We start from the raw sequence: 23,320 nt of genomic DNA, 5'->3' as shown, positions 1-23,320 counted from the left end.
AGTTTAACCTTATTGCTGGCCTGTTTCAGTTTGATGATGCAGGCTGAAGGCCGGATTGTCGAGTCGTTTAACTCCGGCTGGGTATTTAAGAAAGCGCCGGCAGGCAAGGAACTGGCCGTCAATGCGCCCAAATGGGAGAGTGGATGGACCGAGGTCGAGATTCCTCATACATGGAATGCGAAAGACATGCAGGTGCAGTTCGATAATTTCTATGAAGGGCCTGCCTACTACAAAAAGCACTATTTCTTCCCTGTCGAAATGGAAGGGAAACGCGTGTTTCTCCGCTTTGAAGGTGTGGGAGCCGTTGCGGAAGTGTATGTGAACGGTTCGCTTGTTGCGACTCATAAAGGGGCCTATTCCGCTTTTTCATGCGAGATCGGCACGGTGCTGAAGCCGGGAGCGGATAACGAGATCATTGTGAAAGCCGACAATGCGTCACGTCCGGATGTGATTCCTGTCAACCATGTGCTTTTCGGCGTCTATGGCGGGATGTACCGTCCGGTTTGGTTGATCGTGACAGACCCTTATAATATCTGTGTGACCGATTGTGCATCTTCCGGTGTTTACATTACCCAGAAGAATGTCTCCAAAAAGCAAGCGGATGTAAAAGTAAAGGTGAAGTTGGATAATGGAACACTGCAACCTGCTCCGCTCACTTTGCAGAACACGATTTATGACCAGGAAGGGAAACAAGTCGCGACCCAGAGCCGTTCATTCGACCTCGCGGCACAGGGTGTACAGTCGTTCGAAGCCGATTTCAAGATTAAGAATCCCACCTTATGGCAAGGACGGAAGAACCCTTATTTATATAAAGTCGTGAGCCGCCTCGTCCGGGACGGGAAAGTGATCGACGAAGTGGTACAGCCGTTGGGCTTGCGCAAGTATGAGATCGTTGCCGGCAAAGGGTTCTATCTGAATGGCGAGAAATATCCGATGTACGGCGTTACCCGCCATCAGGACTGGTGGGAGCTGGGCAGTGCGTTGAAGAATGAAAATCATGACTTCGACTTGGCTACTATTATGGATATCGGTGCGACGACCGTCCGTTTTGCCCATTACCAGCAGTCGGACTACCTCTATTCGCGTTGCGACAGCTTAGGGCTGATCATCTGGGCGGAGATTCCTTTCGTGAACCGTGTCTCCGGGCAGGAGGCCGAAAATACCCGAAGCCAGCTCCGCGAATTGATCCGCCAAAGCTTCAACCACCCTTCGATCTATGTCTGGGGGCTGCATAACGAAGTCTATCATCCGCACGAATATACCAAGGAACTGACTAAGTCTCTGCATGACCTTGCAAAGACAGAAGATCCCGACCGTTACACTGTTTCGGTAAACGGCTACGGACACATGGAGCATCCGGTCAACCTGAACGCCGATATACAGGGAATGAACCGCTATTTCGGCTGGTATGAAAAGAAATTGCAGGATATCGAACCGTGGGTGGAAGGCTTGGAGAAGAACTATCCGGACCAGAAACTGATGCTGACGGAATACGGAGCCGATGCCAACTTGTTGCACCAGACGGAATATCTGGAGAACTCGTTGAACTGGACGAAGCCTTTCTATCCGGAAACGTTCCAGACGAAAACACACGAATACCAGTGGAGCGTGATTGCAGGGCATCCGTATATCGTCGCTTCTTATTTATGGAACACTTTCGATTTTGCCACTCCTCTGGCCAACCGCGGCGACCTTCCCGCCCGTAACATGAAGGGGCTGGTGACGTTCGACCGCAAGACGAAGAAAGACTCTTATTTCTGGTACAAGGCGAACTGGAGCGAAGACCCTGTCCTCTACCTGACACAGCGCCGGAATGTGGATCGCGAAAAGAAAGTCACTTCCATCACTGTCTATTCCAATATCGGCGAGCCGAAAGTCTTCTTGAACGGCCAGGAGCTGTCCGGCATCCATAAAGGTTATACCGACGTACATTATATCATAGACAATGTCACCCTCAAAGACGGAAAGAACGTCGTGAAAGCTGTCGTCCAGAGTGACGGTAAGACATACGAAGACACCATCGAATGGATGTACACCGGAGAGAAAAAGAGGGAAGCGGATTCCTTCTCCATCAAAGGGGTACATGCTGGGTTTGAATAAAAAAACAACATACTAATTAAATATAGCTGGCCTTGACTGTAGACGTCACTGAAGTTCGCCCGATTTGTGCAGCTTTAGTGGCGTTTTTTCATATCCAATCATATATTAAAGGTTCCTTGGAGGTGGTTATATTTAAATTTAAATCAGACAATATCCCCCAATAAAATAAATATCTACAATAAACCATTGTCTCCTAACACTATACTAGAAATAGTAGTTTGTTAAAAAATATTACCCTTGCTACTAATTACAACTATATGGGGTAGGAAATCGAATTAGATGCAGTAGTAGTTTCGATTTGAACCAATGGCTTTTTTACCTTTATTACAATAAGGGTAAAAAAAGACATATCGAGGAAAAAGCGGATTTACCATTCCGATGAATGGATGTGTATAAACGAATCTGAAGAAGGCAAATCTGACATTTTGCAAAAAAACAAAATCGTCAGTAAAATTTCTCATCACACAAAGAGTTATATTAATTCCTTTTCTTACTTTTGCAAGAAACCGTATCAGAGATAGCAGATGGGTAAAGGAACAAAAAGCATAGCCTTTTATTTGATGATGATCTTGGTCTTTGGCTCACTTATGTATTTCATAGTCAAAGAAGGAGAAAGCCAGCAGGTCGGAACAGCCGTTCAGACCATGCAAAATGCCCCCAAAACGATGGGGGAAGGCTTTCTTGTGTTCTGGGATTCGGTTACTCATCACATCCAATCGTCGATGGGAATCCTCCTTCTGCAAATCATTACCATATTAATCGTCTGCCGCCTGTTCGGCTGGATGTTCCAAAAGATCGGCCAACCCACTGTCATCGGTGAAATCGTAGCCGGTATTGTACTCGGTCCGTCCGTGCTCGGCCACCTCCTGCCGGGAGTATCCGCGTTTCTTTTTCCACTCGAGTCATTAGGCAATATCACCATATTAAGCCAATTCGGCCTCATTCTTTTCATGTTTGCCATCGGTATGGAACTGGATATCGGCGAAGTCCGCAAAAAATTGAAAGAGACCATCCTGATCAGCCACACCAGTACGGTCGTGCCGTTTTTCTTCGGTATGCTGACAGCCTATTATGTCTATGGATCTTATGCTCATAAAGGGACGCCGTTTCTCTCGTTCGCCCTCTTTATCGGGATTGCCATGAGTATCACGGCCTTTCCCGTTCTGGCCCGTATTATTCAGGAAAAGGGGTTGACCAAAACACATTTGGGAACTATCTCATTGGCAAGTGCAGCCAACGGAGATATCACAGCCTGGTGCCTGTTGGCCGTCGTGATTGCTATCGCTCAGGCCGGCAGTATGCTGAGTGCCGTTTACAATATATTGTTTTCCATCCTGTATATCCTCTTCACGTTTCTTGCCGTTCGTCCTTTCTTACGGATGATCGGGCACATATACCATAATAAAGAGGTAATCGACAAAGCACTGGTAGCCTTGATGTTCCTATTACTGATCGTATCCTCCTATTTTACTGAAATATTGGGGTTGCATGCTCTCTTCGGCGCCTTTATTGCAGGCGTGGTCATGCCGGGAAACATCAAATTCCGCAAGATCATGACAGAGAAGGTGGAAGACGTGTCATTGGCGCTTTTCCTTCCGCTTTTCTTTGTCTCGACCGGATTGCGTACGGAGATCGGCTTGTTGAACACTCCGGAACTTTGGGCCATGTGCGGAATCTTCATAGTAGTGGCTATTATCGGTAAGTTCGGAGGAGCACTGTTTTCCGCCCGTTTTGTCGGTGAAAGCTGGAAAGACAGTCTTTATATCGGGGCCTTGATGAATACGCGCGGTCTGATGGAACTGGTCGTGCTGACGATCGGCTATGAGATGAAGATATTGCCGCCTTCCATTTTCGTCATGTTGGTGCTGATGACATTGGTCACGACCTTTATGACGATACCGTTGGTCTCGTTCATTAAATTATGTTTCAAGACACGCGAAAAGATCAAGGAACACCAGGTTTATGCGGACCCGACCGATGGGATATTCAAGGTGCTCCTTTCATTCGGACGTGCCGGAAACGGACAGATTATGCTCGATGTCGCCCACCAGATGTTTGCCCGTGGGAAGAACAAACTGGACCTGACGGCGCTTCACCTGACCGTCGGCTCCGATGTCAATCCGTTGCATACAGATAATTTCGAGGAAGTGAGTTTCGGCCCTATCCTGTATGGAGCCAAAAAATTAGGCATGAACATCCATACACGCTACGAGGTTTCGAATAACGCCGGACAGGATATTTGCGACATCGTCAATAACGAAGGATTCGACTTCCTGCTGGTCGGTTCCGGTATCTCCATGAGCGACTCGCCGGACGATATCGCGGCTACCCGCTACCGTACCTCTTTCTATAACCGCTTTTTCAAACGCTTCAAAGCTCCCGAATCCTGGTTTTATCCCGGAGCATTGCTGAAAGACAAGACCAAGATGTTTATCGCCCGCAGCAATTGCGACGTCGGTGTGTTCATCAACCGCAATTTTGTGAAGGCTTCCAATACATTGGTCGTCATCAGCTCCGAAGAAGACCTCTTCCTGCTCGACTACACAAGGACATTGCTGAAAGCGACTCACGGTTCCGCAGGCATTGTAGCCAAGATATCCACCACGACGCCCGGACATGACCGGATTGTCAAAGAACTTTGGGATTTCGTCTCGTCTACCCCGCAAACTCATTTGCTGCCGGATAAAGACCTGACACCGGGATTGTTCAATAGCTATAACTTCATGCTGATCGGCTACAACACCTGGAACGATGTATCCGAACATCGTAAAGAGGCACTTCAAAAAATGCCGTCGACATTAATTTTGAATAAGAACAAACGGAATTCTTCGGATAATTAACCCGAAGCTTATGCATTTTATGTGAGTTTTTTCTTCTATCTTTGTGCGAAACCAATCTCAAAAAATCATGGAGTCGCTAAATCTAATAAAGAATGACCCTTGGCTGGCCCCCTATAAGGAGGCGATCGAAGGACGATACCAATATGTGGTAAACAAAGAAAAGAGCTTGACCGGTAACGGCAGACAGACGTTGTCGGAAATGGCTTCCGGGTATCTTTACTTCGGATTGCATAAAACAAAGAGTGGATGGGTTTTTCGTGAGTGGGCACCCAATGCCACCGCTATATACCTGATCGGAACTTTCAACGGATGGAAGAAAGACGACCGGTACAAGCTGCAACGGTTGGGCAATGGCGTTTGGGAGATCACGCTTGCAGAAGATTTGCTGCATCATGAAGACCTGTTCAAACTTCTGGTCGAATGGGAAGGAGGCAGCGGGGAACGTATTCCTGCATGGATACGGCGCGTCGTTCAGGATGAAAATACCAAAATTTTCAGCGCGCAAGTATGGAATCCGGAGAAACCTTATGTATTCAAGCATAAGCGGTTTAAGCCTAATGTCTCTCCTTTGTTGATTTATGAATGCCATATCGGTATGGCTTCGAATGAAGAAAAAGTCGGCAGTTACGACGAATTCCGCCGTATGGTCTTACCTCGTATTGCGAAGGAAGGATATAATGCCATTCAGATCATGGCTATTCAGGAACATCCTTATTACGGCTCGTTCGGTTATCATGTCAGCAGCTTCTTTGCCGCATCTTCCCGTTTTGGAACGCCGGAAGAGCTGAAACAGTTGATAGACGAGGCTCATGGCATGGGGATCGCCGTAATTATGGATATCGTACATAGCCATGCTGTCAAGAACGAAGTAGAAGGACTCGGACGTTTCGATGGGTCTTACACGCAATATTTCCTGGGCGGTGCTCGTCGCGAGCATCCGGCTTGGGACTCTCTCTGTTTCGACTATGGGAAGAATGAAGTGCTTCATTTTCTGTTGTCGAACTGCAAGTTCTGGCTGGACGAATATAAGTTCGACGGTTTCCGTTTCGATGGCGTGACCTCGATGCTTTATTACAGTCACGGGTTGGGCGAGGCATTCTGCAATTACAGTGATTATTTTAACGGCCATCAGGATGGTGATGCCATTGCGTATCTGACGTTGGCTAATAAATTGATCCACGAAGTCAATAAGAATGCGATTACGATTGCCGAAGAAGTCAGCGGGATGCCCGGTTTGGCTGCTAAATATGAAGATGGAGGTTATGGTTTCGACTATCGTATGGCAATGAATATTCCCGATTACTGGATCAAGACGATCAAGGAAAAGAAAGACGAAGACTGGCATCCTTCTTCTATTTGGTGGGAGACAACGAACCGCCGTGCCGACGAAAAGACAATCAGCTATGCGGAAAGTCATGACCAGGCGTTGGTGGGTGACAAGACGATCATTTTCCGCCTGATCGATGCCGATATGTATTGGCATATGCAGAAAGACGATCATAATTTTATGGTGGAACGCGGTGTGGCTTTGCATAAAATGATCCGTCTGGTTACGGCCTCCACCATCAACGGAGGCTATCTGAACTTTATGGGAAATGAATTCGGCCATCCGGAATGGATCGATTTTCCGCGCGAAGGAAATGGCTGGTCGCATAAGTATGCACGCCGCCAATGGGATTTGGTCGATAATATGGATTTGAAATATCATTTCTTGGGCGATTTCGATCGTGAAATGTTGGAGATGATCCGTAGCGTGAAGAACTTCCAGTCCACTCCGATACAGAAAGTCTGGGATAACGATGGAGATCAGATTTTGGCTTATATGCGGAAAAATCTGGTATTCGTATTCAATTTCAGTCCGACAAAATCGTTTACCGATTACGGCTTCCTTGTGCCGAAGGGAGAATATGAAGTGCTGCTGAATACCGATGCCACCCGTTTCGGAGGTTTCGGGCTCGCGGATGACTCCATTCACCATTTCACACAGTTTGACCCGTTATATAAAAAAGAGAAGAAAGAATGGCTCAAATTATACATTCCGGCACGTAGCGCCGTCGTATTGAGGAAAATGAAATGAGTTTTAAATTTATGATTTATGATTTATGATTTATGCGTTGACCACAAATCATAAATCATAAATCATAAATCTGACGAATCCGACAAATCATAAATCATCAATCATAAATTACTCATGTTATATCCAATGACATTTAAGCCTATCCTTAAGAGTATTATCTGGGGAGGCTCTGACATCTGCCCGTTTAAGGGGATCACTCCGGTACAGGAAGGTATCGGCGAAAGTTGGGAACTTTCACATGTTGAGGGGAATTATTCCGTTGTGGATAATGGTGCACTCGAAGGTAAAACGCTGGATGAACTGATCCGTACATATGGCAAACAACTGTTGGGGGAAAAGGTGGTCGAACAGTTCGGTTCCACATTTCCTTTATTGATCAAGTTTATTGATGCACGCGATGATTTGTCTATCCAGGTTCATCCGGATGACGAATTGGCTAAGAAGCGTCATAATTCTTTCGGCAAGACAGAAATGTGGTATGTGATCAACGCAACCAAAGGTGCCGGTTTGTATTCTGGTTTTTCAAAGCAGATCGATGCGGATGAATATGTGAAACGTGTCGAGGACAATACGATCATGGACGTGCTACAGCGTTACGAAGTGAATCCGGGCGATGTTTTCTTCTTGCCTGCAGGTCGTGTACATGCAATTGGGGCCGGTTGCTTCATCGCTGAAATTCAGCAGACAAGCAATATCACCTATCGTATATATGATTATGACCGTAAGGGACCGGACGGAAAAGGGCGCGAATTGCATACCGAACTGGCAAAGGATGCGATCGACTATACTTTGTATCCGGACTACCGCACCCATTACAAGGCGCATACGAATGCGACCGTAGAACTTGCCGCCTGCAAGTATTTTACAACGAATTTGCTGGATGTCGATACGATCATGGTTCGTGATTTCTCTGAGCTGGATTCTTTCGTCGTTTATATTTGTATGGAAGGTAAAGCTTCTATCCGTGATAATAAAGGCAATGAAATTTATATTCACCAGGGACAAACAGTCCTGATTCCGGCTGATACGGATGTCGTGACGATTTCACCGGTTCCGGGTGCCAAGTTCATGGAGACGTATATTGGATAAAGGCGGTGTGTCAAAATCTCCTTGATAAAATGCCGCAGGTTTTCCGGATCATCCGGAGGCCTGCGGCATTTGTTTTTATTCGATTGTCAACTCTAATCTCTGTAAGGCTTTATCGTCGGATGAACCGCCGTAAAGTATCTGGTATTTTCCGGGGCGGACTTCCATCGTTTGTGTATTGTCGTTAAAGGAGTGGAATGTTTCGGGAGCCAGTTCGATGTTGACTTCCTGACTGTCGCCAGCTTTTACGTGTACACGCAAGAAGGCCTTCAGCGCCTTGATCGGTCCTTCCGGATCGTTCGGATTTTTGATGTAGATTTGGGCGACTTCGTCACCATCCATTTTGCCGGTGTTGGCAATGTCGAACGTCAGTGTAACAGATTGGTCTTTGGCAATCTTGCCAGAAGACAGCTTCGCATTCCGATAGGCAAAGTTCGTGTAGCTCAAGCCATATCCGAACGGATAAAGCGGCGTTTCGGTCATATAACGATAGGTACGGCCTTTCATGCTGTAATCTTCGAAGTCCGGCAACTGGTCGATCGATTTATAGAATGTGACCGGCAGGCGGCCTGACGGGTTATAGTCGCCAAACAGGATGTCGGCAACTGCTGTTCCGGCTTCCTGTCCGCCATACCAGGCATTCAGAATGGCGTCGATGTTGGCCTCTTCCCAGTTCAAAGCCAGAGCACTACCCGTACAAAGCACATAAACAACCGGCTTGCCTGTCGCCTTCAGTGCTTTTACCATTTCTTGCTGTACTTTCGGCAGTTCGATATTGGTGCGGTCTCCTTTTTTGAAACCTTCCACGTTGACCGGCATTTCTTCACCTTCCAGGCGGGGAGAAATACCTCCGACATAGACAATCACATCCGCATCTTTGACTTTGGCGGCTGTAGCGGCATAATCGACAGGCCGACGCGTACCGATCTGGAAATTGAGGTCGGCGCTGCCCATGCGTTGCATATATTCGATCTTGACAGGATATTTCTTTCCCTTTTCTGCATTCAGCATATACGTCTTTTCCGCTCCGTATTCGTTTTCCCATACTTCGGCTACTTTTTCATCTCCGATAAAGAGACGGAAGGCGTCGTTTCCTGACAACTTGATCTCGACCTGTTCCGTCTCAGGCGCTTCAAACTCGCCGGTGAAACGTGCTGTGAAGTTTATCAGGTTTACATTCGGTGCGAACTGCGTGTTTCCACCTGTCGTATAATGCAACTGGCTTGCTAAACCTTTGTAAGCCGCTTCTCCCTTGAATTCCGTATTGTTGAAAAATTCGGAAGCGAATCCCTGTCCGGCAGAGGAGGTGATGTGGCTGCCCAAGTCTTGGATTACGAAGTCGGCGGCATGATTACATCCCAATTCGTAGATGACTTCTGTATCGGGTACTTTGTTGCGGATACCTTCCAATATTGTTACGGTATGTGTTGGGAAGCCATTGTAGTTCGCCCAAAGCATGGTCGAGTCGGCAGCGTTCGGACCGACAACCGCAATTTTCCGGATCGTTTTACTCAGCGGCAGTGTGTTGTTCTTGTTCTTCAGCAACACCATACTCTTATGCGCCATTTCGAGTGCTTGGGCCACATGTTCGGGGCTTTCCACCACATTGTACGGGATTTGTGCATAAGGAACCTGTTCGTCCGGATCGAACATGCCTAATTCAAAACGCCCTTTCAGCAGTCGGCGGAGGGACACATCCAGATCGTTTTCGGATATCTTTCCGTCCTTCAGAGCTTTGACCAAAGCTCGGTAGCTGTTGCCGCATTCCAGGTCTGTGCCGTTCAGGACGGCATCGGCAGAGGCACTTTCCGCATCGGGATGTGTTTCGTGGCGAGGCGTGCGTTCGTCCCGTTCCCAGAAGTCATTGATCGCACCGCAGTCGGAGAGGATGATGTTTTCATATCCCCAACTGTTCCGGAGGATGTCGATGAGCAGTTTGTCGCTGCTACAGCAGGGCTTGCCTTGATAGCGGTTGTAGGCGCACATGACTTCCTGTACATTCCCTTCTTTCACTAAGGCTTCAAAAGCCGGCAGGTAGGTTTGCCATAGATCACGAGGTGTCACCGTTACATCGAATTCGTGACGGTTCCATTCCGGCCCGCTATGGACTGCATAATGCTTGGCGCAAGCATGTGTCTTGAAGTATTTGGGATCGTCTCCCTGCAAGCCTTTCACTACGGCAACGCCCATCCGTTCTGTCAGGTACGGATCTTCTCCATAGGTTTCCATGCCACGTCCCCAACGGGGATCACGGAAGATATTGATATTCGGGGTCCAGAAGGTCAAGCCTTTGTAGCGGTCGTATTCTTTATCCTTTTGATACTGATGGTATTTGGCGCGGGCTTCGTCGCTTACCATCGTGAATGTCTCATACAGTGCGTCGTCATCAAAAGTAGCCGCCATCGCGATTGCTTGTGGGAAAACGGTCGCTTTTCCGGCACGTGCGACACCGTGCAAGGCTTCGTTCCACCAATCGTATTGGGGAATTCCGAGACGTTCGATTGCCGGAGTCGTATTCATCATTTGTCCGACCTTCTCTTCCGCAGTCAGACGCTTCAAGAGGTCGTCTATACGTTCGTCGATAGGGAGATCGGGGTTGCGGAACGGATAATCTTCTTGTCTTTGACTACAAGAAACAGACAGCAATAATGTCAATGCTGCCACCGTCAGATGTTTCATTCTCATGTTATTAAATTTTAGATATTGTATGATTTACGTTTTATCTTATTGTAAGATGTTTGTTATTAGATATTTATTGTGATAAATTGTGTTGCAAAACTAATGGTTTACTTGCATTTCTTCAAGTAGAATTACTTAAAATAGGTTACTTCGTCCGTTATTTTAGCAAATGTCCTATTTTTGTAAGATCGAATAATAAAAAGAAAAAGAGATGAAGAAGTTTTTAAGTATGCTTTTGGTAGCGGTGGGACTTGTGTCTTGTGGAGATGATGATAAGCCGTATATTCCCGAGTTGAATAAACTGACGAGTGTAACATGTACGAAAAACGGAAATGCTTTTTTTAACGCGGATATCACTTACGATCAGGACAAGCAAATCAATCGGATTATATTGACTACGGAAGGAAACCAGTTTACCGATAATTATATTATTGTAGACAAGACGATTTCCGTAAGCGGGGTGAAGATGGTTGACGGTTCTCCGACTAATCCGTTTGTTCATACGGTTTACACGTTGAGCGGAAATATGATTGCGGCCAAGGAAGAAAAATCCGAAAACAAGTATATGAGCAATGCTGTGTACACTGCTGTAGAAAACAGGTACACCTATAGCTCTAATTGGCTGAAGTCGGTTTCGCAGGTTATCCAATGGCCGAATGAGAACGGTTCGGGTTATCAGACAAGAGAGATGGGTGAGGTAGATCGCTATTCATGGGAAAATGGAAACGTGGTGCATTACGCTTACCTGCCACAACAAGAGATTACATACGAATATGACTCTCAATTGCGTCCGGAAAACTTCCCGTTCCGGGTTGTCAATTCATTCCGGCCGGTCGGCTTTGATATGATCTCTCCGTTGAACCTGCTGTATGGGAAGATGAATCAGAATCTGCCGACCCGCGCCTATTGGTATAATGTCTCTGCTGCTACGGATATCTGTGCCGAATATACATTCCGCTATACATTGACCGGTGATTATATCACAGGCATGACGATTGAAGAAAAAATCAATCCTGTGAATGGTGTTACTGCGGAAAACAACACGTATGAATATGCGTTTGTCTATAATTTCGTGGCAGAACAGAAGTAGAGAGCTCTACTTCAATAAATCGGGGCGTAGCCGGGCAGTTCTTTCTTGAGCTTGCGCGAGGCGCCACTCCTCAATCTTGCGTTGATGTCCGGATAGGAGGACTTCAGGGACTTTCCATCCATTATAATCGGCTGGCCGGGTATAGACCGGAGGAGCCAACAAATTATCCTGGAACGAGTCGGAGAGGGCGCTTTGCTCGTCGCCGATTGCTCCGGGAATGAGGCGTACGACGGCATCTGTGATGATGGCGGCAGCCAGCTCACCTCCTGTCAGGACATAATCGCCGACGGATATTTCCTTTGTTATCAGATGTTCGCGGATGCGGTAGTCGATTCCTTTGTAATGCCCGCAAAGGATAATCAGATTGTTCAGCATCGACATGCTGTTTGCCATCGGCTGGTTGAAGGTCTCCCCATCCGGCGATGTGTAAATAACTTCATCATATTCCCTTTCGCTTTTCAAAGCCGAGATGGCTCGGTCGATGGGCTCGATCTGCATCACCATGCCGGCTTCACCCCCGAAAGGATAATCATCCACACGCCGCCATTTGTTGGTCGTGTAATCCCGCAGGTTATGCAAATGTATTTCAGCCAAACCTTTGTCTTGTGCCCGTTTCACAATGGAGCAGTTCACCATTCCTTCGATCATCTCGGGAAGTACGGTCAGTATATCTATGCGCATCATATTTTATTTCAGATTTATGGTGCAAATGTAGGAGATTTCCGATAGTCTGCAAAATAAAGTTCCATGGGCATGAAATTTTAGCTCCATGAGCATGGAACTAAGTTTTCCCTTGCATGAAACGAAGGTTTCGCCTTAAGAAACTTCTTGGAACTATCATATTTAAATAATTATTTGTACTTTTGTCCGTCAATTTGGCGTAGGCCGGACGGCCCCGTCTCTTTACTGAATAAATTTTAAAGCGATGAATATATCTTACAATTGGCTGAAAGATTATCTTGATTTTGATTTACAGCCTGATGAAGTAGCAGCAGCACTGACCTCCATCGGTTTGGAAACCGGCGGAGTAGAAGAAGTTCAAACCATTAAAGGCGGATTGGAAGGACTTGTCATCGGTGAAGTTCTTACTTGCGAAGAACACCCGAATTCCGATCATTTGCACATTACAACCGTGAATGTCGGCGGTGCGGAGCCTTTGCAGATTGTTTGTGGCGCACCGAATGTGGCTGCCGGACAGAAAGTGGTTGTTGCTGTAAACGGTACTAAATTGTATGATGGTGACGAGTGCTTTACGATCAAGCGCTCCAAAATCCGTGGCGTTGAATCGAACGGTATGATCTGTGCTGAAGATGAAATCGGTATAGGGACGGATCATGCAGGTATCATCGTTCTACCGGCCGACGCGGTAGTCGGTACTCCGGCCAAAGAATATTATAATGTAAAGAGCGACTATGTGCTGGAAGTCGATATCACACCGAACCGCGTGGATGCCACTTCCCATTTCGGTGTAGCCCGCGACTTGGCCGCTTACCTGAAACAGAACGGTAAACCTGCCAACCTGAAACGTCCGAATGTGGATGCTTTCAAGATTGATGATGAAACTCCGGCTATCGAAGTAGTCGTTGAAAATACGGAAGCCTGCCTGCGCTATTCAGGCATCACGATCAAAGGTGTGACTGTGAAGGAAAGCCCGGAATGGTTGCAGAATCGTTTGAAGGTGATCGGTCTGCGTCCGATTAATAACGTGGTGGATGTCACGAATTATATTCTGCATGGTGTAGGACAGCCTTTGCACTCTTTTGATGCCGATAAGGTTAAAGGTAATAAAGTCGTGGTGCGCTCGGCGAAGGAAGGTTCCAAGTTCGTTACGCTCGATGGTGTGGAACGCACGTTGACCGACCGCGACCTGATGATTTGCAATGTGGAAGAGCCGATGTGTATCGCCGGTGTATTCGGTGGACTCGATTCCGGCGTGACGGAACATACCAAGAATGTATTCCTGGAATCTGCCACTTTCCATCCTACCTGGATCCGTAAGACAGCCCGTCGCTTCGGTCTGAATACGGATGCTTCTTTCCGCTATGAACGCGGCCTGGACCCGAATCAGACGGTCGATGTGATGAAACGTGCCGCCCTGTTGATTCAGGAAGTGGCAGGCGGAACGATTACGGGCGCCATTCAGGATATCTATCCGGCTCCGGTAGCACCGTATCGTGTGGAATTGGCTTATAACAAGGTTAATACGTTGATTGGCAAGGTGATCCCGGTTGAAACGGTTAAGAGCATTCTGGAAAGTCTGGAAATGAAGATCGTTTCCGAAACAGCCGAAGGTTGGGTGATCGATGTGCCTGTATATCGTATCGATGTACAGCGTGATGTCGACGTGATCGAAGATATTCTTCGTATTTACGGGTATAATAACGTGGAGTTCAGTGATAATGTGAAGTCCAATCTGAGCTATCAGACTCCGACCGATCGCAGTTATAAATTACAGAACCTGATTTCCGAACAACTTTGCGGTTGCGGTTTCAACGAAATTCTGAATAACTCGCTGACACGCTCGGCTTATTATGACAATCTTTCCACTTACCCGGTTTCTCACTGTGTGATGTTGATGAATCCGTTGAGTGCTGATCTGAATTGCATGCGCCAGACGTTGTTGTTTGGTGGCTTGGAAAGCGTCGAACATAATGCGAAACGTAAAAATGGCAATATCCGTTTCTTCGAATTCGGAAACTGCTACGATTACAATATCGACCATAAGAAGGAAGGCGAAACGTTGGCCGAATTCTCGGAAGATTATCGTTTGGGCTTGTGGGTGAGCGGTAGCCGCGTGGATAACAACTGGGCACATCCGAATGAAAAGTCTTCCGTTTACGAGTTGAAGGCGTATGTGGAAAATATTTTGGTTCGTCTCGGTGTGAACTTGCAGAAGGTCATTTTCGGTAATCTGGCTAACGATATCTATTCGGCAGGTTTGAGTATTACGACTTCCTCCGGTCGTCAGTTAGGTACGATGGGGATCGTCAGCCCGAAGATCTGCAAGGAACTGGATATTGAAACGGACGTCTATTATGCAGAACTTTCCTGGACATTGTTGATGAAGGAAATCAAGAAGAGCAAGGTTACTTTCTCTGAAATTTCCAAGTTCCCGGCAGTGAAACGAGACCTTGCCTTGTTGTTGGATAAGAATGTTCAATTTGCCGAAATAGAGAAGATTGCAACGGAAAGTGAACGTAAACTCCTGAAGAACATTGCTTTGTTTGATGTGTACGAAGGTAAGAATCTGCCGGCAGGAAAGAAGTCATATGCTGTCAGCTTCTATTTGCAGGATGAAGGAAAGACTTTGAATGATAAGCAGATTGATGCTATCATGAAAAAGATCCAGACGAACCTGGAACAGAAGTTAGGTGCACAGTTGAGATAAATGAAGAATTAAAGAATTAAAAATTAAAAAATAAAGATCATACATCATGGGAAGAGCGTTTGAGTTTCGCAAAGCGAGAAAGTTTAAGCGTTGGGGCAATATGGCCCGTGTATTTACAAAGTTAGGTAAAGAAATTACGATAGCCGCAAAAGCCGGTGGGCCGGATCCTGAGAACAACCCTCATCTGCGTGCATTGATGCAGAACGCCAAGAAAGAGAACATGCCGAAGGAGAATGTGGAACGTGCTATCAAGCGTGCGGTTGAAAAAGATTTCTCTGGTTATAAGGAAATGACTTACGAAGGTTACGGACCTCACGGCATCGCTATTTTCGTAGAAACGGCAACCGACAATACGACCCGTACAGTGGCAAACGTTCGTAGCTATTTCAACAAACATGGCGGTTCGCTTGGTACGAGCGGTAGTCTCGAATTCCTGTTCGATCATAAGTGTGTATTCCATATTGCTAAAAAAGAAGACATCTCGCTGGAAGATCTGGAACTGGAATTGATTGATTACGGTGTAGATGAACTGGATGAGGATGAAGATGAAGTCGTAATCTACGGTGAGTTTGCACAGAACTCCGCTATCCAGAAATATCTCGAAGAAAACGGATTCGAGATTACAAGTAGCGAATTTGTCCGTATTCCAAACGACTTGAAAGAAGTGACAGCCGAACAGCGTGAAGCAATCGAAAAATTGATTGAAAAGCTGGAAGAAGACGACGACGTTCAGAATGTGTTCCATAATATGAAGGAAGATGGAGGCGATGGCGAAGAATAAGTCCGTAATTGTTATAGAATAAAAAAAGAGAGTGCAAGGTTATCATCCTGCACTCTCTTTTTTTATTCTATATCAGCCTTTATGTCAAAAATTCTTCTTTTCTTTGCCGTACTTTATTTCAATACAAATACATTTTTTAGTGGTTATGAAAGGTTTTAGAACTCTACTTTGTGTTATTTCGTTGGCCTTGTCAGGCGTGGTTGTGAGTGATGTTATGGCCCAAAAAGAATTGGGAGTGTTTAATTCTTTAGCAGTAGGTGTGGGCGTCGGTACGACTGGTATTGACGTGAATGTGGCAACTCCTATCACTTCTCATTTTGATTTGCGTGGTGGTTTTTCTATTATGCCGAATTTCAGTATGAATACGGATGTGGATGTCGATGTGGAAGCAATAGAAGGTGTGAATGTTCCCTCTACGATCGATATGGAAGGAAGTATCAAGCGGGTCTCCGGTGAATTGCTTGTGAATTATTATCCGTTTAAAAAAGGTGCTTTCTTTTTGACTGCCGGTGCTTACTTTGGCGGAGGAACTCTGTTAAAGATTAACGGACATAGTGATGAATTGAAGGAACTGGTAGCCGAAGCTGGTAAGGCTGGTGTCGTTATCGGTGATTATACGATTCCGGTAGATGAAAATGGCAATGTGTCAGGTGGCTTGAAAGTTTCGAATTTTCGTCCGTATGTAGGACTGGGGTTCGGTCGTGCCGTACCGAAGAAACGGCTTGGCGTGATGTTCGAACTGGGAGTCCAATTTCATGGCAAACCGGAAGTTTATACGGACTATGGTAATGTCAATGATTTGCTGGATGAGGTCGATCCGGACGATACGTTTTCGAAAGTTATGGATAAACTGACTGTTTATCCGGTTATGAAGATACGTCTTTGTGGACGGATTTTCTAATCGTTCGTAAATATATTTGAATGAAAGCCTGGCTGTGGAGTCAGGCTTTCATTTTTACTATGAATAGTACAGGATTGTCTTCGTCTGTCCGGTCGGGAAAAGAGGTGGCGAGCTCTTTGCCACTTTTATAATAACAATAGGTGTTGCTCTGAAGGTCTATAGATTGAAGTTCGGGAATTTTGCCTGTCTTGTAGAAATTGTCTTCCAGTCCTCCCAGCACGTTATAGGCCTTTGTCTCTCGTTGATCGTAACAAAATGTATAGCTACGTTCCGGCAGGGTAGGATCGTAGTGTGTTGAGACTAAAAAACGTGTCCCAATCTGTAAAGGAAGAATTTTTGCATAATTCTCCGTGATAGCCAACTGGTTGCAATTGATGAGATAGAGCGTGTCGTTCAGGATATGGGCCGGCTGTAAGGAGGGAGCCTGTACATAAACGTGTCCGTCCTTGACGGCTATTTCGGAACCTGTCTTGTAATTGATATCCATTCTTCCCAAATCGGCTACATCCAGTTTGCGTTTCTCGACTTCATTGAAACCGAGATCAAATTTATAGAGCCATTGTTCTACTGTCGGAGCTTGTTTGTTTTCTGAATTGACCAAGTCGATTGTCGCCCACAGGTGGTTGTCATAATAAGCCATGTGGCCGAAAGTTTTCCATGAAGCATCTTGAGGAAGGATACTTTGGAAAAGGAGTTGCCCGTTGTAATCATAATAATATACTTCCTGTCCGGTGCCGATCACGATCAGCCGGTCGCGGACGGGATCGACTGCATAATCGGCCAGTTCGACAGGCTGCTTTGTTCCTGGCCGATATGCCGTTATTTGTCCGAGAAATTGTCCGGAGCTGTTGAAATGATAAAGCCTGCGGTCGCTGACAAGGAAGATGTCTTCACGGTCGCGCTTGATCATTTTGATCTTTTTCAAGGAACAATGTCCGTTGGTTTCCAAAGGAATGGCGATCACCTCTTCGGCGACATCGGACAGGCTTCCTTCCAGTTGGCATTGAGGCAAATCGGTATTATGGATCACTTGATATCCGATCCGGCCGTATAAGGCTATCAGACATATGAATAAAAGATTAAAGGTTTTTCTCATTTCATTTCTAATTAAAAAAAATATCCAACCATTTATTTGTATAAACGGACGATACTGTCGGTTTATTGCAAGGGTTTCTTAATCTTGCAAGAAAACCCAGTTGCTTTCGGAGGAGATATCTTCCCTGTACCGAAACCCTTCCCAAGTAAAACCTTTTAAGGCTTCCGGATCGGTAATCCGGTTTTTAATGATGTAACGGGTTATTTGTCCACGCGCCATCTTGGCATAGATTACGATTGTTTCGGCTTTCCCGTTTTTCCAGACTTTAAAATCCGGTGTTATTACACGGACAGATTGTTCTACCATTTTCCAGTCGAATGAGGGTTGTAGGTCCATGCTCCCTAAGTTGACCAGCAGGTTGTCGTCGGCTTTCACTTCTTCAATAAGCGGTTCTGTTTGGCGGGTACGCCAGTAAGCATACATATTCCCTTCTCCTAATTCAGGCAGTTTCACATCATATTCCATCCGGTAAGGTTTGATCAGGTCTAACGGACGAAGGAGTCCATAACAAATGGAAATGAGCCGCAGGTGATCCTGGGCAAAGCGGAAGTCCGCTTCTGTAAAATCTTTGGGATTGATATTCTTGAATACGACACCCGTATAAGCTAACAGAGCTTGTAGCGGTTCTTCTTCCGTAGAATGGAAATTCTGAAAACGGCGGTAACTTTCCAGCATCAGTTTGGGACTGAGCTTTAGTATCCTGCCTAATTCTTCGGCGGGATATTGAGCCATGTGCAATGCGATCTCGATTGCTTCCCGGTTGAATCGGGGCGTTGTGCCTGCAGGCGCTTTTATTTTGGATGTTCCAGCCATTGTCTTAGCTGGAGATAAGATGATATGCATATTTACGAATATATTGTTTTTATTATGTGAATATCTCGTCGTTTATATCCGGTGCATAAATAAAAGCCGGATATCCCGCATCCATTTTCTGATATAACTGCCTGATATCACGATGCAGACTGCCGATAGCACTACTACTATTCCGCCGATCTGCATCGGTTGTAGATGCTCTCCTAAGAAAAGGACACCCATACATACGGCGGTAAGTGGCTCCATACATCCCAAGATCGCGGTCGTTGTCGAACCTATATAACGAATGGCCAGTATGAGCGTAAGGTCGGATACCAGCGTCGGGAGGAAAGCAACCATCAACACGTCTATCGTTGTGTCCAGATTCGGCATCGGGTCGGGCAAATCTCCTTTTATCGCCAGATTTATCAGAAAGACAATCGCTCCGGAAAGCAGGATATAGAAAGTGGCTTTCAAGCTGTCGAGCCTGGCAATCCGGCTTCGGTTCATGCCTACGATGTAGGTTGCATAGGCAACTACCGTAGCCAATACCAACATCAATCCTTTCATATTGATAGAACCTCCCGGCGTATTTCCTCCACTCAACATATAGACACCGCTTACCGCCATCGCCATTGCCAGCAATATCGGCATTGTCAGCTTGTCCTTATAAAATACAAACATGATCAGGCTGACTACCACCGGATAAAGGAAATGGATGGTTGTCGCTACCCCGCTCGGAATATAAAGATAAGCCTCCGTCAGCCAAAGCGCCGTGATGGCATAGAGCGTACCTAAGATAAAAGCGATCCCGAATTCATCTTTCTGTATATCGAACGGAATCTTTTTCATCCACATCAGTACGGCAACCAGTACGGAAGCTAAAGAAAAACGGTAAAACAGCAACGAATCCAAACCTACGCCGTTTTCAAGTGCGGGAATGGAAAAAAGAGGAATCAATCCGAATGTGGCGGATGCGATAAGTCCGTACAAAAATCCTTTTACCTTCATGTAAATTCACTGTCTATTGAAATGAGGGGACAAAAGTAGCAAATCTTTCCGAACCTTTTCTAACGAAATGGGATTCATGCTTTGCTATTCTTTTCGATTAATTTTGTATGTTTACGGCGTATTAGAAAATGATGGACAGATAATTGTGTCCGGGTGCATGATGAAAACCCTTGTTTAGGGAGAGTGGAAATTAATACAAACTTTATATTATATGAAAGTCGGAATCGGTATTTTACTATTATTCTTTGTTGCTTCCTTGCAGGCACAGAATATAACAGGAAAGGTTACGGACAATAAAAACCGACCGGTAGATGGTGCAACTATCGTTTTGCAGGCAATAGATTCTACTTATATAAACGCCTCTATCTCAAATGTAGACGGAACTTTTGTGCTGGATAGCCTGCCGGAAGAATACCGCTTGATCATACAACATCTCTTGTACAAGACCAAGGAAATCATAGGAAAGGGGAAAGATGTCGGTCTCATTCGACTTGATCCGCAAGACTATGTTTTGGAGGAAGTCGTGATAAAAGCGGAGCGTCCTTTTGTGAAGGTGGAAGAAGGGCGTTTGGGGTATGATCTGTCTGTTCTTGCCGGCGACGGAGTGGTGAACAATGCCTACGAGGCTCTGACTAAACTCCCCGGTGTCACGGAGAGTAAAGGCGCACTTACTTTAGCTGGTACGGGAAACTTGACTGTGATCTTGAATGGAAAGCCGACCACAATGGACACCGGACAACTCGAGACGCTTTTGCGCAACACTCCGTTAGACCGGGTGGAGAAGGCGGAAGTCATGTACAGTGCACCTCCCGAATATCATGTAAGAGGAGCTGTGATTAATGTTGTCCTGAAACGCTCGAATGATTATTCTTTCCAGGGAGAAGTCAATGCCGATTATACAAACCAATATTTCAATAGTGGTGGAGCGAACGGCAATTTTCGCTTATCGACGCCTAAAATGGCTTTTGATGTCATGTATGGAGCCAATGATGTAAAAAAGATGGAATATATGAATCTCTATTCTAAGCATACATTGAAAAATCAAGTATATGATATCAGGCAAAACGAGCAATTGCGGATGAAGTATTGGAACCACAATCTTAGGACTGCATTCGAGTATAATCTGAATGATAAGGACCATCTCAATATCGCTTATACCGGCAGTTTCACTCCTGACCAGTATAGTAATAGCTTGACTTCCGGCAATTACCAGGCAAGCAATGTAGACAAATATGTTGAGACCCGTATGCACAATGTCACTTTGCAATATCATTCCGGAGTCGGATTTGATGTCGGTGGAGATTACACGCATTATACGTCCGATAATAACCAGACGTTGCTTGCGGACTATGCGGATGGCGGTCAGAGCAGTTTCTCTATAATCGGTGGTCAAAAGATAGACCGGTATTCTATTTATGCCGACCGGAAGCGTCATTTGGCTAAAGAATGGAATTTAGGCTATGGTATATCTTATCGATTTGCGAAAGATCGTGATTTTCAGACCTATGATAAGGTTACAGGTGATATTCCGACCGAAAATACAGATTCCCGGCTTCGCGAGCAAACTGCCAACTTCTATGTCTCCCTGAGTAGGAATTATGCGACCGGTACGTCGGTTTCTGTCTCTGCTACAGGTGAATATTATACCATTGGCAGTTATCGTAAGTGGGCGGTTTATCCACAAGCATCCCTGACGTATGTAAAATCTCCCAAACATTTATTCCAGCTTTCGTTATCAACGGATAAGACTTATCCGGGTTATTGGGATATGCAGTCTTCCGTCAGTCATCTGAACGGATATACCGAGCTTTGGGGAACACCAGGATTGAAGCCGTCGACAACCTATAATTTGAATGGCAATTATATATGGAAACAAAAGTATATTTTCGGCCTGTTCTTCATGCATACATCTGACTTTTTTGTTCAGACGGGCTATCAATCAACCGACCGTTTAGCATTAATCTATAAGAATACGAACTGGAACTATATGCAGATGTGGGGGGCAAACATCATCCTGCCCTTTAAAGCCGGAAATTGGCTGGATTCACGGCTAACTTTGGTCGGTATGCAGGTTCACCAGCGTTGTGACGACTTTTTCGATATCCCGTTTAACCGGAGAAAATGGATGTTCAACGGTTCACTGGATAACACGTTTAAAGTCAATAAAAATCTGGCTTTCGAATTGATAGGAAGCCTGCAAACCCCGATGATTCAGGGAACTTTCGATATTGAAGCGGTCTATAATCTTACTGCCGGATTGAAATGGAATTTTGCTAACGATAGGATAAGTCTGTCAGCCCGTTGCAGTGATCTTTTCAACTCCGGTATGCCTGACTTGAAAGTCCGTTTTAAAGGGCAGCATTTGGATATGAACAATGGTTTCTATTCACGTGCTTTCACCTTACATTTCAGTTACCGTTTCGGTGGATATAAGAAGAAAGAAGTCAGAAAAGTCGATACCTCAAGGTTCGGACATTAGAATGGGGCCTGTTTTTCTTTTGGGGCTGTATGCCAAATGTACTTGCCTCCGTCTTTATGGATAGCATACTGGACGAGTTACAGCTTGTCCAGTATGCTATTTATTTTTTGTAAATTATTTTTGCATGAGACGATTTGCCGAGAAGGCATTTCGTCTCCTATCAGGTCGTATATATCATGTAGCAGAGGTTTTACCCGAAGGGCGAGCCGTTCGCCTGCTTCTGTCAGGTGGATTTGTTTGTTACGCCGGTCCGTCGGGTCTTCCCGTCGTTCCACCCAGCCTTTCTTTTCTAGGTTATTGATAAGATTGGTCAGGCAGGCTTTATCTTTAGCTGTCTGTTCTGCCAGATATTGCTGGCTGACTCCGGGTTTCTTCCATAGACGGTGCATCACCTGGAGCATTTCAAATGTCATGTCGACATTATTGGTTTTTAATACTCTTTGTATGGTCTGGCGAAAGGTCATTCGCGTTTTCAGGATTTGGAGTATTAGTTCGTGTGCCGTTTCGTTATTTGCCATTGCTGTTTACTTTTACGGCACAAAAATAAGGAATATCCTTGAGATATCGGTTAGATGTTTGACTGTCGGTCAAAGAATGCGCCGTTCCAATTCGTCCAGCATATTCACGCGTTCCAAAGAGAATGTGTTGTCATGTGTTTGGATATATTCCAAGAGTGTCTTGGCCTTTTGCAACATTGCCTGTTCCTCGTCGGGGTAGAGATAACTTTCTTCGATCAAGGTCTTGACGGCTATCTCAAGACGGGGGATTCCGCCGTTATCGTCACTGTCGAGCTGGCGGATAAGTTCTTCGGGCTGGACCGTCATAAGGGTGGGACGGTCCAGTTTGAGGGAACTGTATACGGTTTGGATCAACTCCGGTGTATGGCGGGCCGCATTTGTGTTGCGGTTCATAATGATCTGAAGAACCACTTTGGTAAGCTCCTCGATCTGTACCAGGATAAAATCTCTCTTAAGCATAAGAAATATCAGCTTTTAAAATG

Annotated in this window: 16 protein-coding genes; 9 read left to right on the top strand and 7 right to left on the bottom strand. The window is 45.7% G+C overall.

Going from position 1 to position 23,320, the window contains the following annotated elements; all coding sequences use genetic code 11:
• The first annotated feature begins 36 nt into the window (after positions 1-36).
• The 4 genes from NQ564_RS08695 to NQ564_RS08680 all read left to right on the top strand — a co-directional run bounded on the left by NQ564_RS08695 (position 37) and on the right by NQ564_RS08680 (position 8,106).
• Entirely contained in the window at positions 37-2,100 is a 2,064-nt protein-coding gene (locus tag NQ564_RS08695; RefSeq protein WP_227963254.1) for a glycoside hydrolase family 2 protein, read from the top strand.
• A 524-nt stretch (positions 2,101-2,624) separates the two neighbouring features.
• The gene (locus tag NQ564_RS08690; protein ID WP_008150202.1) at positions 2,625-4,940 is read left to right on the top strand and encodes a cation:proton antiporter; all 2,316 of its coding nucleotides are present in this window, start codon (positions 2,625-2,627) and stop codon (positions 4,938-4,940) included.
• Between the two features lie 67 nt (positions 4,941-5,007).
• On the top strand, positions 5,008-7,017 hold the full coding sequence (locus NQ564_RS08685) for an alpha amylase C-terminal domain-containing protein (protein WP_008150201.1): 2,010 nt from the start codon (positions 5,008-5,010) through the stop codon (positions 7,015-7,017).
• Between the two features lie 114 nt (positions 7,018-7,131).
• Complete coding sequence (locus NQ564_RS08680) at positions 7,132-8,106, top strand: type I phosphomannose isomerase catalytic subunit (protein ID WP_008155494.1); 975 nt, start codon at positions 7,132-7,134, stop codon at positions 8,104-8,106.
• Between the two features lie 75 nt (positions 8,107-8,181).
• Here the strand turns inward: NQ564_RS08680 and xyl3A are convergent, their stop codons facing one another.
• A complete protein-coding gene (gene xyl3A, locus NQ564_RS08675; protein WP_008150196.1) occupies positions 8,182-10,788 on the bottom strand; it encodes a xylan 1,4-beta-xylosidase in 2,607 nt (868 codons plus the stop codon).
• Between the two features lie 205 nt (positions 10,789-10,993).
• Between xyl3A and NQ564_RS08670 the strand changes: the two genes are divergently transcribed.
• The gene (locus NQ564_RS08670) at positions 10,994-11,872 is read left to right on the top strand and encodes a DUF5032 domain-containing protein (protein WP_008150194.1); all 879 of its coding nucleotides are present in this window, start codon (positions 10,994-10,996) and stop codon (positions 11,870-11,872) included.
• Between the two features lie 6 nt (positions 11,873-11,878).
• On the opposite strand, the gene trmD is transcribed toward NQ564_RS08670, so the two are convergent.
• The gene (gene trmD, locus NQ564_RS08665; protein WP_008155499.1) at positions 11,879-12,553 is read right to left on the bottom strand and encodes a tRNA (guanosine(37)-N1)-methyltransferase TrmD; all 675 of its coding nucleotides are present in this window, start codon (positions 12,551-12,553) and stop codon (positions 11,879-11,881) included.
• Positions 12,554-12,797: 244 nt separating this feature from the next.
• Here trmD and pheT point away from each other — a divergent pair, with 244 nt between their 5' ends.
• The 3 genes from pheT to NQ564_RS08650 all read left to right on the top strand — a co-directional run bounded on the left by pheT (position 12,798) and on the right by NQ564_RS08650 (position 16,942).
• Positions 12,798-15,260, top strand: a complete 2,463-nt coding sequence (gene pheT, locus NQ564_RS08660; protein ID WP_008150190.1) for a phenylalanine--tRNA ligase subunit beta — start codon at positions 12,798-12,800, stop codon at positions 15,258-15,260.
• 46 nt (positions 15,261-15,306) lie between these two features.
• Positions 15,307-16,041, top strand: a complete 735-nt coding sequence (locus NQ564_RS08655) for a YebC/PmpR family DNA-binding transcriptional regulator (protein ID WP_008150188.1) — start codon at positions 15,307-15,309, stop codon at positions 16,039-16,041.
• A gap of 145 nt (positions 16,042-16,186) precedes the next feature.
• Positions 16,187-16,942, top strand: a complete 756-nt coding sequence (locus NQ564_RS08650; protein ID WP_008155511.1) for a hypothetical protein — start codon at positions 16,187-16,189, stop codon at positions 16,940-16,942.
• A gap of 40 nt (positions 16,943-16,982) precedes the next feature.
• Here the strand turns inward: NQ564_RS08650 and NQ564_RS08645 are convergent, their stop codons facing one another.
• The 3 genes from NQ564_RS08645 to NQ564_RS08635 form a co-directional block, all read right to left on the bottom strand.
• Positions 16,983-18,038, bottom strand: a complete 1,056-nt coding sequence (locus tag NQ564_RS08645) for a 6-bladed beta-propeller (RefSeq protein WP_129650023.1) — start codon at positions 18,036-18,038, stop codon at positions 16,983-16,985.
• A 78-nt stretch (positions 18,039-18,116) separates the two neighbouring features.
• Positions 18,117-18,881 carry a peroxide stress protein YaaA gene (gene yaaA / locus NQ564_RS08640; protein WP_008150184.1) on the bottom strand — a complete coding sequence of 255 codons (765 nt, stop codon included), beginning with the start codon at positions 18,879-18,881 and terminating at the stop codon, positions 18,117-18,119.
• Positions 18,882-18,923: 42 nt separating this feature from the next.
• The gene (locus tag NQ564_RS08635; protein WP_008150182.1) at positions 18,924-19,841 is read right to left on the bottom strand and encodes an EamA family transporter; all 918 of its coding nucleotides are present in this window, start codon (positions 19,839-19,841) and stop codon (positions 18,924-18,926) included.
• Between the two features lie 211 nt (positions 19,842-20,052).
• Here NQ564_RS08635 and NQ564_RS08630 point away from each other — a divergent pair, with 211 nt between their 5' ends.
• Complete coding sequence (locus NQ564_RS08630; RefSeq protein ID WP_129650021.1) at positions 20,053-22,320, top strand: outer membrane beta-barrel family protein; 2,268 nt, start codon at positions 20,053-20,055, stop codon at positions 22,318-22,320.
• Between the two features lie 77 nt (positions 22,321-22,397).
• Here the strand turns inward: NQ564_RS08630 and NQ564_RS08625 are convergent, their stop codons facing one another.
• Positions 22,398-22,838 carry a MarR family winged helix-turn-helix transcriptional regulator gene (locus NQ564_RS08625; RefSeq protein WP_008150174.1) on the bottom strand — a complete coding sequence of 147 codons (441 nt, stop codon included), beginning with the start codon at positions 22,836-22,838 and terminating at the stop codon, positions 22,398-22,400.
• A gap of 69 nt (positions 22,839-22,907) precedes the next feature.
• Entirely contained in the window at positions 22,908-23,297 is a 390-nt protein-coding gene (locus NQ564_RS08620; protein ID WP_008150172.1) for a hypothetical protein, read from the bottom strand.
• Positions 23,298-23,320: the final 23 nt, after the last annotated feature.

The organism is Parabacteroides johnsonii DSM 18315 (assembly GCF_025151045.1).
Classification (GTDB): Bacteria; Bacteroidota; Bacteroidia; order Bacteroidales; family Tannerellaceae; genus Parabacteroides; species Parabacteroides johnsonii.
This window is presented reverse-complemented; position numbering and strand designations above follow the sequence as displayed.